Source organism: Pseudarthrobacter naphthalenicus (assembly GCF_029076445.1).
GTDB lineage: Bacteria > Actinomycetota > Actinomycetes > Actinomycetales > Micrococcaceae > Arthrobacter > Arthrobacter naphthalenicus.
The window spans coordinates 81,473-94,759 of sequence record NZ_JARESG010000002.1 but is presented as its reverse complement, the minus strand read 5'-3'; the positions used below and the strand labels follow the sequence as shown (position 1 = coordinate 94,759).

10 protein-coding genes are annotated in these 13,287 nt (G+C 66.7%); 8 read left to right on the top strand and 2 right to left on the bottom strand.

What is annotated here, in order from left to right; genetic code table 11:
* Positions 1–27 precede the first annotated feature (27 nt).
* The 8 genes from PY310_RS02535 to PY310_RS02500 all read left to right on the top strand — a co-directional run bounded on the left by PY310_RS02535 (position 28) and on the right by PY310_RS02500 (position 10,495).
* The gene (locus tag PY310_RS02535; protein WP_275212575.1) at positions 28–732 is read left to right on the top strand and encodes a hypothetical protein; all 705 of its coding nucleotides are present in this window, start codon (positions 28–30) and stop codon (positions 730–732) included.
* Positions 729–5,174: an FtsK/SpoIIIE domain-containing protein gene (locus tag PY310_RS02530; protein ID WP_275212573.1), complete on the top strand. Its 4,446-nt coding sequence runs from the start codon at positions 729–731 to the stop codon at positions 5,172–5,174. Before PY310_RS02535 ends, PY310_RS02530 begins: the two co-directional genes overlap by 4 nt.
* 121 nt (positions 5,175–5,295) lie before the next feature.
* Positions 5,296–5,889, top strand: coding sequence for a hypothetical protein (locus PY310_RS02525; protein WP_275212572.1), 594 nt, complete (start codon positions 5,296–5,298; stop codon positions 5,887–5,889).
* A 182-nt stretch (positions 5,890–6,071) separates the two neighbouring features.
* The gene (locus tag PY310_RS02520) at positions 6,072–6,335 is read left to right on the top strand and encodes a WXG100 family type VII secretion target (RefSeq protein ID WP_275212571.1); all 264 of its coding nucleotides are present in this window, start codon (positions 6,072–6,074) and stop codon (positions 6,333–6,335) included.
* A 97-nt stretch (positions 6,336–6,432) separates the two neighbouring features.
* Complete coding sequence (ligA, locus tag PY310_RS02515; protein WP_275212570.1) at positions 6,433–8,718, top strand: NAD-dependent DNA ligase LigA; 2,286 nt, start codon at positions 6,433–6,435, stop codon at positions 8,716–8,718.
* Positions 8,715–9,533 carry an inositol monophosphatase family protein gene (locus PY310_RS02510; RefSeq protein ID WP_275212569.1) on the top strand — a complete coding sequence of 273 codons (819 nt, stop codon included), beginning with the start codon at positions 8,715–8,717 and terminating at the stop codon, positions 9,531–9,533. Before ligA ends, PY310_RS02510 begins: the two co-directional genes overlap by 4 nt.
* A 26-nt stretch (positions 9,534–9,559) precedes the next feature.
* Complete coding sequence (locus tag PY310_RS02505) at positions 9,560–10,063, top strand: GNAT family N-acetyltransferase (RefSeq protein ID WP_275212568.1); 504 nt, start codon at positions 9,560–9,562, stop codon at positions 10,061–10,063.
* A gap of 48 nt (positions 10,064–10,111) precedes the next feature.
* Positions 10,112–10,495, top strand: a complete 384-nt coding sequence (locus PY310_RS02500) for a RidA family protein (protein WP_275212567.1) — start codon at positions 10,112–10,114, stop codon at positions 10,493–10,495.
* Positions 10,496–10,713: 218 nt separating this feature from the next.
* Here PY310_RS02500 and PY310_RS02495 read toward each other — a convergent pair whose 3' ends face one another.
* Both PY310_RS02495 and PY310_RS02490 read right to left on the bottom strand, forming a co-directional pair.
* On the bottom strand, positions 10,714–11,376 hold the full coding sequence (locus tag PY310_RS02495; RefSeq protein ID WP_275212566.1) for a response regulator: 663 nt from the start codon (positions 11,374–11,376) through the stop codon (positions 10,714–10,716).
* Entirely contained in the window at positions 11,369–13,237 is a 1,869-nt protein-coding gene (locus PY310_RS02490; protein WP_275212565.1) for a sensor histidine kinase, read from the bottom strand. The genes PY310_RS02495 and PY310_RS02490 overlap by 8 nt, the downstream gene beginning before the upstream one ends.
* Positions 13,238–13,287: the final 50 nt, after the last annotated feature.

The following is a 13,287-nucleotide window of genomic DNA, read 5'->3' as shown; positions in this document are numbered from 1 at the left end:
GTTTTGCCCAACGAGGAGGCACGGAAAATGGGGGATCTAGCAATAGATTTCTGTGGTGAATGGTACGAACCGTCCGATGAGGAAATCTTCAATATCGGCCGGGAGGGCGATCTTGAGGTGGACGACAACCCGTACCTGCACCGCCAGTTCCTGCAGGTGGCCCGCTACGACGGCATCTGGTGGCTCAGCAACGTGGGCCGGATGCTGTCCGCCACCGTTGCGGACGGTTCCGGCGGCATGCAGGCGTGGCTGTCCCCGGGCGCCCGCATCCCGCTCGTCTTCAGCCACACGAACATCATTTTCACGGCCGGCCCCACCACCTACGAGTTCGCGGTGCACCTGAAAACGCCGGCCTTCCGACAGCAGGCCCGGGAAGACGACAGCAACGGCGACACCACCATCGGCCCCGTCGTTTTCACGGACTCACAGAAAGCCCTCATCGTGGCGCTGGCCGAGCCCATGCTGCGGCGCGAAGGAACAGGTTTCAGCGCCATCCCGTCGTCGGCGGCGGCTGCCAGGACCCTGGGCTGGGCGCTGACCCGGTTCAACCGCAAACTGGACAACGTCTGCGACAAGCTCGACCGGGTAGGCGTTGCGGGCCTCCGCGGCGGCGGCGGGAAACTGGCCACCAACCGGCGTGCCCGGCTCGTCGAACACGCCGTCACCACCCACCTGGTGACCGTCGAGGATCTGTACCTTTTGGAAAAGATGAGAGGCGTGGACGAAGGATGAGGATCCGGCTGACACTCCGCCGGGACCCGGCTGAAACCAAGGACCTGGCCGTCACGGTGGACGGACTCGCCACCGTGGCGGACATCGCCACGCAACTCTGGGTGGCGGACCCCGAGCGGAAAGGATCCCCGGCGCCGGACAACCTTTCCCTGCGCATCGACGAGGCCTTTGTGGGCGGCGGAATCCGGGGCAACATCCTCACCCGGACCGACAACCTCCTCGAGTCGGGGCTGCGGCCGGGCTCCGTGATCTCGCTGGCTGAGGTCAGCGAGAACTTCAACGCTCCCGGGGCCAATCGCGGGCCCGCTGCGGCAACGTTGCGGATCCTCTCAGGGCCCGACGTCGGGCAGGAGTTTTCGCTGCCCTCCGGCACCAGCTACATCGGCCGGGACCGGGACGTTGACATCCGGCTTTCGGACCCGCTGACCTCCAAGCGACACGCCCGCATCACCGTGGGCGAGGGCGTGGAAATCGTGGACACCAACTCCGCCAACGGCCTGCTCATGGACGGCCTCCCCGTGACCCGGGCAACGCTTAATTCCTCGGACACTGTCACGCTGGGGGAGACCACCGTGACAGTGGTGCCGCTGGGACATAACCATGCGGCAGCGCCGACGTCGCCCCTTGTCGATTTCAACCGCTCGCCGCGGGTTGTTCCCCGCTTCGACGCGCCCAAGCGCGTGCCCCCGGCCGGGCCCAAAAGGCCGGACCATCAGGCGTTCCCGTACATCATGCTGATGGCGCCGCTCCTGCTGGGCGGCGTGATGTTTGCGGTCACCCGGAACATGCTCTCGGTGATCTTCATGATGATGATGCCGCTGTTCATTGTGGGCCACTACGTGGACCACAAGATGCAGTCCAGGCGCCAGCAGAAGGAGCAGCTCAAGCAGTTCCGCGGGTCCATGGCCGCCTTCCGGCAGGACATCACCGAGCTGCAGCACGTGGAACGGGCAGTCCGGCTGCAGGAAGCGCCCTCGGTGAGCGACACCGTGGACGCCATCTACAAACTGGGCCCGCTGCTGTGGACCCACCGTCCGGAGCACCTCGGCTTCCTGGGGCTGCGGTTCGGGCTGGGCACCAGTCCGTCGCGCATCATGTTCGAGGAACCCAACAACAACGACACCGAAGCTGAATACATGCGCGAGATCCAGGACTGCCTCAAGCAGTTCCGGGACATCGAAGGCGTTCCAGTGGTCTCCCAGCTCCGCACCTCAGGGGCCTTCGGCATTGCCGGCGCACGCGGCCTGGTGGACGACGTTGCCCGCGGCATGGTCCTCCAGTTCGTCGGACTGCACTCACCTGCTGAAGCCGTGGTTACAGCCATCACCTCCGCCCAGTCACGCCAGCGCTGGGACTGGCTGCAGTGGCTGCCGCACGTGGGCTCGGGCCACAGCCCCCTCTCCGGTGACCACCTGGCCGCCGGTTCCGCCAGCGGGTCCTCCCTGCTGGCCCGGCTGGAGGACCTGCTCGATGCCCGGGAGGCCTTGGCCCAGCGCCCGGCTCCGGACGCCAGGGGACTGATTGACCCGGTCAAACACGAACTCCCGGCGCCGGTGCTTCCTGCGGTCCTGGTCATCGTTGAGGACGACGCTCCGGTGGACCGCGGCAGGCTGACCCGGCTCGCCGAACGCGGGCCGGACTCCGGCGTCCACGTGATGTGGGTGGCCACGGACATCCAGGCGCTCCCGGCCGCCTGCCGCGACTTCATGGTGGTCGACGGCGGGAACGGCACCACCACCGGCCAGGTCCGGCTGGGCCGGCACACCTATCCGGTCAGCTGCGAAAGCCTCGACGCCGAACTTGCCGCCCAGCTCGCCCGGATGCTGGCGCCGGTGGTGGACGTCGGCAAACCCGTCACGGACGACTCGGACCTGCCGCGCGCGGTGTCCTATGCCACCCTGATCGGCAAGGATTTCCTGGACAACCCGCAGGCCGTGGCTGAGCGCTGGGAAGAAAACAACTCGGTCCATGCCTCTGCCGTGCCCAACCGCAAGGACAACGGAACCCTCCGCGCCCTGGTGGGTTCCAAGGGCATCGAACCCCTGTACCTGGACCTGAAGAACGAGGGCCCGCACGCCCTCGTGGGAGGCACCACCGGTGCCGGCAAGTCCGAATTCCTGCAATCCTGGGTCATGGGCATGGCAGCGGCCTACAGCCCGGACCGGGTCAGCTTCCTCTTCGTGGACTACAAGGGCGGGGCTGCGTTCGCCGACTGCCTGAACCTGCCCCACACAGTTGGCCTGGTCACCGACCTCTCCCAGCACCTGGTCCGCCGCGCCCTGACCTCGCTGCGGGCCGAGCTGCACTACCGGGAACACCTGCTGAACCGGAAGAAAGCCAAGGACCTCCTGGCCCTCCAGCGCGAAGCCGATCCCGATGCCCCGCCGTACCTGGTCATCATCGTTGACGAGTTCGCGGCGCTGGCCACCGAAGTGCCCGAATTCGTTGACGGCGTGGTGGACGTGGCCGCCCGCGGCCGGTCCCTGGGCCTGCACCTCATCCTGGCCACGCAGCGTCCTGCCGGGGTCATCAAGGAAAGCCTGCGCGCCAACACCAACCTCCGGGTGGCCCTGCGCATGGCCGATGAAGACGATGCCACGGACATCCTCGGCGTGCCGGAAGCAGCCTACTTCGACCCCTCCATCCCGGGACGCGGTGCGGCCAAAACCGGACCCGGCCGCATCCAGGGCTTCCAGACCGGCTACGCCGGGGGCTGGACCACGGATAAACCCCAGCGCCCCCAGATCGACATCGTGGAGATGGCCTTCGGGTCCGGGCCCACCTGGGAGGCACCCGCTCCCGCGAAACCCGTGGTGGAAGCTCCGGCCGGACCCAACGACATCGCCAGGATGACCGCCAACATTGTCCGCGCGGCCGAGTCACTGGCCATCCGGCCGCCGCGCAAGCCGTGGCTGGACGAGCTGGCCACCACCTACGACTTCTCCAAGCTGCCGAATCCGCGGACCGACGAGCGGCTGCTGCTGGGTGTGGCGGACGATCCCGCCCGCCAGGAACAGCCCACGGTGTTTTACGAACCGGACAAAGACGGCAACATGGCCATTTACGGCACGGGCGGCTCCGGCAAATCCGCGGCTTTGCGGGGGATCGCCATCGCCGCCGCCGTCACGCCCCGGGGCGGTCCCGTCCACATTTACGGGATTGACTGTGGCTCCTCCGGGCTGAAGATGCTCGACGAACTGCCGCACGTGGGTGAAATCCTCGACGGCGACGACGTGGAGCGCGTAGGCCGCCTGCTGCGGCTGCTCCGGGACATCGCCGACGAACGGTCCGCGCGCTACGCCGATGTCCGGGCGTCCACCATCGTTGAATACCGGACACTGGCGGAGCGCCCGGACGAGAAGCGCATTTTCGTCCTGGTTGACGGCATGTCCGCGTTCCGCGAGACCTATGAGTACAGCAAACTGTCCGCGCTGTGGGACATTTTCCTCCAGCTGGCCACCGACGGCCGCCCCCTCGGAATCCACCTTGTTGTTACCGCTGACCGGCCCAACTCCGTGCCCGCATCGCTGCTGGCCTCAATCCAGCGCCGCCTGGTGCTCCGGCTGTCCTCCGAAGACGACTACCTTTCGATGGATGTACCCAGGGATGTACTCAGTTCCTCCTCGCCGCCGGGCCGCGGGCTGCTGGGCGGCCTCGAGGTGCAGCTGGCCGTCCTCGGCGGGAACTCCAACCTGGCACTCCAGGCACGCGAAGTCCACAAGCTCAGCCAGGCAATGCTGCGCCAGGGACTGGACCAGGCACCAAAGATCCAGCGGCTGCCCGAACAGGTGGACCTGGACCTCCTGCCCGCCGGCAGCCCGGACCTCCCGGTCATCGGTGTCGACGACGAAACGCTGCAGCCCGCCGAAATCATGGCGAAGGGTTCGCTGCTCCTGGCCGGACCTCCGGGCTCAGGACGCACCGTGGCCCTGGTCAGCCTGGCTTATGCGCTGCGCCGGTCCAACCCCGATACGGAACTGGTGTACATCGGCTCGCGCCGGTCCGCCGTGGCGTCACTGCCGCTGTGGAACCGTTCCGTGGTGGGCGCTGATGACCTGTCCGAAATTGTGGAAGACCTGATGGAACATGCCAGTGGAAACCCGGGCAAGGTGGCCATCTTCATCGAGGGTCTGACCGAGTTCACGGACACGGTGGCGGAATCGGGCGTTTCACAGCTCGTGACAGCGTCCATCAAGGCCGACCAGTGGGTCATCGGCGAATCCGAGACGTCAACGTGGTCCTCCGCCTGGTCCCTGGCGCAGCCGTTCAAGTCCGGTCGGCGCGGGCTGCTGATGAACCCCGGTGACATCGAAGGCGACAGCCTGCTCAGCACGTCGCTGGGCCGGGTGAGCCCGCAGTTCATCCCCGGCCGCGGTTACATTGTGGGGCGGGGCAAGGCACGCAAACTCCAGATCGCCCTGCCACCGGAAAACAGGGACTGAGCTCGGCCCGCACCGGACGCCAACCGATCCTTGGATTTGCGGGCCCCGGTGCGGTGTAGAAGACTACCGGCAACACTAGTTCGCCGCGGAGGGGTGCCGCGCGCCAACCGCAAAGGTAACCATGATCCGATGTTCTTCCGTGCCGCGCGGCGTCGCCGCGGTGATGGCGGTGCTGGTACTTACGCTCGGCTGGGCGGCGGCTGCCCCCGCTCAGGCCGACAACGGCGACACCGGCTGCGCGGTGGTCTGCGGGCTTCTTCCCGCCGACCAGAAGCCCCAGCCAACTTCTCCCGGCACCGGGAAGCCCACCGTTCCTCCGTCTGCAACTCCCACCCCCACCCCCGCTCCCACCATCCCGCCGCCTCCACCGGCCCCGCCGGTCCCCGCCGTCCCGGTTGCGCCCGCTCCCGCTCCGGTTACCCCGGTCGCCCCGGAGCCCATGGCTTCTCCGGAGCAGGAAACCCCGACGCCGGAGGCCACCATCAGCGCAATCCCACCCTCCCCCACTTCCGCAAGTCCGTCCGTTGAATCCAACTGGAACACACCGGTCACCAAGTCGGCCAAACCTACGCAGGCGGCCGCAGTGTCCCGGAATGATGGCCCCGGACTGTTCGGGAACGCCGGGCTGCTGCCCATCATGGCGGGCGTGCTGCTGGTGGGAATCGCCGGGCTGGCGTTCGCCTGGTGGGGACGGAACCGGCTCTCCTCGCACTGACGCTTTGCCTTCGTGTGCTGTCCCGGGAGGAACTCCCGTGGTGAGGGCTGCATGGGCAGCGGTGCCCATCGACGGGGTTTGGGGGCCGGGATAGGTTGGGGGCAATGGATCTTCCGGATGAGCCGGGGGCCGCTGGGGATGCCGATCCGGATCGGATCCAATGACTTTATGAGGAGAAACTGATGGCTATTTGGGGCGCAGATGTAGAGCAGCTCAGGACTCTTGGCACGAAGCTGCAGGCCGGTGCTTCCACGATCGAGCAGGAGCGGAGCAACCTGACCCGGCTGCTGGACAGCACCGTGTGGAAGGGCCCGGACGCGGACCACTTCCGCGGCGAGTGGTCCGGGACGCACACGAGTGCGCTGAACCAGGTCATCCAGGCGCTCAAGGATGCCGGCCAGAAGGCCACCAGGAACGCCAATGAGCAGGATCAGGCTTCCCGCTAAACCCGCTTTGCCTGCACGGGGCCCGGACGAACCGTCCGGGCCCCGTCGCGTGTCCGGCCACAAGGCAAGTGTCAGCGCTGTAGGGCAAGATAGGTCTGTGAGCACAGCAACCGGCCCCGCAGAGGCTACAGCCGCCAACAACGAGAATGCGACCGAACCGGAAGCCGTCCCTTCCGGATCAGTCCGCGAAGAGTACGAGAAGCTGGTTGACCTGGTCAGGAAGTACCGCTTCGCCTATTACCAGGAGGACGAACCCCTGGTCTCGGACGCCGAGTTCGACGCACTGTTCCTTCGGCTGGAGGAGATCGAGGCCCTGCATCCCGAACTCGTCGCCAATGACTCCCCAACGCAGGAAGTGGGCGGCGAAGTCTCCGCCGCGTTCGCCGCCGTCGAACACCTGCAACGCATGTACAGCCTCGAAGATGTCTTTTCCCTGGAGGAACTGGAGGCCTGGATCACCAAGGCCGAGGCCAGCATCGTCAAACTCGGTGACACCGCCAGGCCTGCCTGGCTGACGGAACTCAAGATCGATGGCCTCGCCGTGAACCTGCTGTACCGCGACGGCAAACTCGTCCGCGCCGCGACCCGCGGTGACGGGACCACAGGGGAAGACATCACCCACAACGTGCTGACCATCAAGGAAATCCCGCAGGAACTGACCGGTGCCGGTTTCCCGCCCGAGATGGAAGTGCGCGGCGAGGTATTCATCCCGTCCAAGGCCTTTGCAGAGTTCAATGAGGCGCTGATTGAGGCGGGTAAGGCCCCGCTGGCCAACCCCCGGAACGCCGCTGCCGGATCCCTCCGGCAGAAGGACCCGGCGGAAACAGCGAAAAGGCCGCTGCGGATGTTTGTCCACGGACTTGGGGCGCGCGACGGTCTGGAGACCGCCACCCAGTCGGAGACCTACGCCCTGCTGGCGAAGTGGGGCCTGCCCGTCAGCCCGTACTTTGAGGTTCTGGGCAGCCTGCAGGAAGTGCTGGAGTTCATCAAACGCTACGGCGACAAACGGCACAGCCTGATGCACGAAATCGACGGCATTGTGGTCAAGGTGGATGACCTCGCCACCCAGCGCGCCCTCGGCTACACCACCCGTGTGCCGCGGTGGGCCGTTGCGTACAAGTACCCGCCGGAGGAAGTCCACACCAAGCTGCTGGACATCGCGGTGAACGTGGGACGCACCGGGCGCGTGACACCGTACGGCGTGATGGAGCCCGTCAAAGTCGCGGGATCCACGGTGGGGATGGCCACCCTGCACAACCAGGACGTGGTCAAGGCCAAGGGTGTGAAAATCGGCGACATTGTGGTGCTGCGCAAGGCCGGCGACGTTATCCCGGAGATCGTTGGCCCCGTGCTGGCCCTGCGCGACCAGCAGGACCCGCCGGTCCGTGACTTCGTGATGCCCACCGAATGCCCGTCCTGCGGAACCCCCCTCGCCCCGGGCAAGGAGGGGGACGTGGACATTCGCTGCCCCAACGCCAGGTCCTGCCCTGCCCAGCTCCGCGAACGCGTCTTCCACCTGGCCGGCCGCGGCGGGTTCGATATCGAGGCCCTCGGGTGGGAAGCTGCCATCGCACTCACCCAGCCTGCCGAGCCGGAAATCCCGCCGCTCGTTTCCGAGGCCGCCCTGTTCGACCTCAAGCCCGAGGACCTCGCGGGTGTCCGGATCCGGCGGGAAAAACGGTCCAAGGGCGTGCCTACCGGCGAGTTTGAACTGGTCCCGTACTTCTTCAGTAAGGGCACTGCGAAATCCCCGTCGAAGCCCACCGCCACGACGGAGAAGCTCTTCAAGGAGCTTGAAAAGGCCAAGAGCCAGCCGTTGTGGCGGGTACTGGTGGCATTGTCCATCCGCCACGTTGGGCCCCGGGCTTCGCGTGCACTGGCCACCGCCTTTGGCAGCATGGATGCCATCCGCAACGCCTCCGAGGAAGACCTGGCCCACGTGGACGGTGTGGGCCCCACCATTGCTGCCGCGCTCAAGGAATGGTTTGCCGAGGACTGGCACCTGGAGATCCTTGACCGCTGGGCCGCGGCCGGCGTCCGGATGGAGGACGAACGCGACGAATCAACACCCCGGACCCTTGAAGGGCTGACCATTGTCGTCACGGGCTCGCTGCCTGACTTCAGCCGGGACGAGGCGAAGGAAGCGATCCTCACCCGCGGCGGCAAAGCAGCGGGCTCAGTCTCTAAAAACACCAGCTACGTCGTTGCGGGCGAGAACGCCGGCACCAAGCTGGACAAGGCCGAGCAACTCGGCATTCCCGTGTTGGATGAGGACGGTTTCCGGGAACTTCTGGAGAACGGTCCAGCCGCCGCGCCTGAGAGCGCCGCTGACACCGCAACGGCAGACGACGCCACATCCGAATCCCTGGAGGCAACAGAATGAACCACCCCGACTTCGCCTTGGAACTGCTGGCCGTGGCCAGGAAGGCTGCCGCCGCCGGAGCCGAGGTCCTCGCCACGCGCAATGGTGAGGCGCTGGACGTCAGCAATAAGGGGGACGCCGGGGATTGGGTCACCGCTTTCGATGTTGCCGCGGAAAATGCTGTCCGGCAGGAGATCGCCGCTGCCCGGCCCCGGGACATCGTCACGGGGGAGGAGCACGGGACCACCCGGCCGTCCGCGCCCAGCGGGTACCGCTGGTCCATTGACCCTCTGGACGGCACCACTAACTTCATCCGCAACATCGTCTACTACGCCACTTCCGTGGCAGTCGCAGATTCCGACGGCGTATGGCTGGCCGGCGTGGTGAACGCTCCGGCGCTTGGCCGTATCTACTATGCCGCCCGCGGCCACGGCGCGTGGCTGGAAGAGGGCGGCCGGGTCACTTCCCTCCAAGGGCCGGTGGCCGGCCGGGCCGGCCAGATCCTGGCCACCGGATTCAGCTACGATCCGGCAGTCCGCACCGAACAGGCCGCCCTGCTGGGTGAGCTGATGGAGGGATTCGCGGACGTCAGGCGGCTGGGTTCAGCGGCCCTGGACCTTTGCCTCGTGGCGGACGGCACCCACGACGCCTATGGAGAACGCGGGCTGAACGAACACGACTACTCAGCCGGGGCCCTGATCGCAGAGGAAGCCGGCTGCTGGGTGCGGCGTCCGCGCCTGGACAGCCCGCTTGACGGCGGGCCCAGCGACGCGGACAGGCTTGCGGCCTGGACCTGCGCCGGAACGTTGGAGCTGGCCGGGAAGTTTCCACTCTGACCCCTCACCGGCACTAACATTGTCAAGTGCATTCGCAAATAACCATTCGTCCCGCCGTTGAGGCAGACTTTTCCGCCATCGCCCGGATAACCGTGGATTCGTACCTGGCAGCGGGTCATTTCGATAACGCGGACCACCCGTACATGCAGCAGATCCAGGACGTAGCAGCAAGGGCAGCGAAGGCCACCATCTGGGTGGCCGAGCGGGACCGGCAGGTAGTGGGATCCGTGACACTGGCGCTGGCCGGGGAACCGTACGCCGACATTGCACTCGGGGACGAGCTGGAGTTCCGGATGCTCGTGGTGGACCCTGCCGTGCAGCGCAGCGGTGCGGGGCAGGCGATGGTGGAGGCCATCGTGGAGCACACCCGAGGCCTGGACGGTATCAGCGGGGTCGCCCTGACCACCGGCAGGACGTGGGAGAGCGCGCACGGGCTGTACAGGAAGACGGGTTTCCGGCGGGTGCCGGAGCGGGACTGGTTGATTCCGGGCACCGACATAAAGCTGCTGGTTTATCGGCTCGACCTTTAGCCGACCTACAGTGGTGCCGACTCATTTTTCGGCACCGAAAGGCCCACCATGCGCAAAACATTCGGCACTGGCTCCGTCTGGGAACAGACCCTCGGCTACTCCCGGGCCGTCCAGGTGGACAATACCCTTTACATCTCGGCCACAGCTGCCAGCGGTGACGACGGGGTTGTCGGCGAGGACTTTTATACCCAGACCCGGTTCATCCTCCAGAAGCTCGGCACGGTCCTGAAGGATGCGGGCTTCAGCTTCGATGACGTGGTGCAGTCCAAGCTCTACCTGACGGATATCAGCAAGTGGGAAGAGGCCGGCCGTGCCCACGGCGAAGTGTTCGGCGGGATCCGCCCAACCCTGTCCCTGGTGCATGTCCTGCCGTTCCTGGATCCGAAGATGCTGGTCGAGATCGAACTTGGCGCCCAGAAGAGCGCCGAGTAAAGCGGTTATCCACATAGAAGTACAGCCTTCGCGCTGTTGACGGGCTGCTCCGGCGCTAATTCCTGCGCGTGATTTGGCTCGTTGGCAGGCTGAGGCGTGTCTCCGAACACCCCGATTGGGAACCACCCCGCTGGCGGACCTCATTAACGCCAGCGAGAGTCGGCAGGATGACACGTTGGTGCCCAGCTAACTGGCCGCTGCCCTCCTGCCCTGACTGGCTACTGCGCGGGCAGCCCGTAACGGTGCTCGGGCCGGCCGGTGGTCCCGTAGCGGAGCTGGATATCTACGGCGCCGTCGTCTGCCAGCGAGGACAGGTATCGCTGGGCGGTGGCCCGGGAGACGCCAACCCGAGTGGCCACCTCGGCCGCCGAGTACTGCTCCCCGGCAGCTAAAGATTCCAGGACCGCCGCCTCGGTGGCGGACCGCGGCTTGGCAGACGGTGTCACGTCGCCTGGAATCAGCGCCCTCTTGGCCCGCTCCACAGCGCCCTGGTCCACAGACCCGGGCGCTCCGAGCAGTCGACGGTACCGGGCGTAGGAACGCAGCTGCTGCGAGAGCGATTCGGACGTAAAGGGCTTCAGCAAGTACCCTAGGGCGCCGCGGCGAAAAGCCCGGCGAATTGATGCAGCGTCCGAGGCGGCACTGAGAATGATCGTGTCCACATCCAGCTGCTGCAGCAGGTCCAGGCCCGATGCGTCCGGCAGGTAGACGTCCAACAGCACCAGGTCGGGCCGGAGGCTATGGATCGCCTGGAGCGCCAGCGACGCAGTTCCTACCGGCGCCAGGGCCATAAACCCCGCCACAGAGTCGACGTAGGCGGCGTGGAGCTTGGCCACGTGGAAGTCGTCGTCCACGATCAGCACCCTGAAATCCTCAGGCATGGTCATCCTTTTCTGAAGCGTAGATATGGTCCGCAGTCCCGGAACCGGCAGTCCCGGAGCCCGCAGTCCCGGAAAGAGTTCCGTCATTGGCCCCGTTAGTTGGTCTGTCAGCGATGTCCGGTTTAGCTCCGGCGGTTGTGCCTGGCAGGGAGGCCATGAACACAGCTCCGGGGCCACCCGGCATGCCGGTTTCCAGGATTCGGATGTCCCCGCCACGGCGCCTGGCGAGCTTCCGCGCCAAGGCCAAGCCAAGGCCTTGACCTCCACCACGGCGGCCGCCTCCGTCCAGACCAACTTTGTCCAGACCAACTTTGTCCAAACCCCCACCGCCCGGCCGGATCGTCTGCATCGCCGTCGTATAGCCCTCCGTGAACACGATCTCGGCGTCCGTCCCGGAAGCTAGCCCGTCGCCGGAGTCGGCGACAACGATGAGGAGGGTGCCGCCGTCGTCGTGCGGTTCGTCCAGCACCTCCACCTCCACCCACCGGTCAGTGGCGGAACCGGCGACGGCGGCCTCAACCGCGTTGTCGATCAGGTTGCCCAGCACGGTGGTCACGTCCTGCGGCTCCGTGACCTGACCCCGGACGAGGGTTTCGGGTCCGATCCGCAGTGTCACCCCGCGTTCGTCCGCTTCCACGCCCTTGGCCCCCACAAACGCCTGAAGGTAGGGGTCCTGGAGCAGTTCGGCCTGGTCCACCGGGAACTTCAACGGCCCGGTGGCGGCGAGTCCGGCCAGGTACTCGCGGGCCTGCTGATGCTGCCCGATGCTCATCAGGCCGGCGATGGTATGCAGCTGGTTGGCGAACTCGTGGCGCTGGGCGCGCAGGGCCGTGGACATGGTGCCCACGGCGTCGAGCTGGCGGGTGAGCTGCTGCAGTTCCGTACGGTCCCGGAGCATCACCACCCAGCCCAGGTCCTCCTTGCGGTGCAGAGCCTTGCGGGCACTCGCCACCAGGACACGTCCACCGGCCACGAGCTCGATGGCCTCGGCCTCGCCGGCGTCTGCCCTGGTCAGGGCTTTGAGCTGGGCCGGCACGGGTGCATCGGCCCACGGAGTCCCCGCCAGGTCCGGCAGGTCCAGGAGGCGCTGTGCGGCTGCATTGAAGACGCTGATCCTGCCGTCGGCGGCCACGCCGATGACGCCGTCGTCCACCCCCTGCAGGACAGCCACCTGGTCGTGGACCAGGGTGCTGATTTCCTCTGGTTCCAGGCCCATGGTGAGGCGCCGCAGCCGGTGCCGCAGCAGGAACGAGGCCAGCACGCCCGCCAGAAGCGCGCCGGCAGCGGTCAAGGCGACAGGTCCGATGTCCCGTTCCAGGCTCTGCCCGACGGTTTCCATGGAGTAGCCCACGCTGACCTCGCCCACCACGGTGCCGGTGCCGGGTGCATAGACGGGTACCTTCGCACCTGCCGACGGGCCCAGGGTACCGGTGTTTCGGGTGGTGATTTCCTGGCCGCCCAGCGCCTCGGTGGGGTCCGTGCTGACCTTTTCACCCAGCCGCGCCGGATCGGGATGGGCCAGGCGCAGGCCGGTTTCGTCAGTGATGACCACAAACAGCGCGCCGGTCCGGATCCGCGTCGCCTCGGCGGCAGCCATCAGAGGCCCGGCGCGGAGATCGGCCGGCGGGGGAGTGCCCTCCCGCTCGCTGATGGCCAGCACATTGGCCTGCACGGAGGGGTCGGCGGCCACCGCCCGGGCCAGGGTCAGGGCCTGGTTTTCGGCTTCGCGACCCACCCTGTCGTAGGTCAGCCAGGCGTGGACGGCCGTGCTCAGGAGTACCACCAGCAGGACCACGCCGAGCTGCAGGAACAGCGTCTGGGTGGAAAACCGGATCGGCGGCGTGCGCCAGGGACGCGGCATGGTCCTCCTTTCGTGCGTGAGCAGAATGCGCAAAATGCTTGGAATAAGCA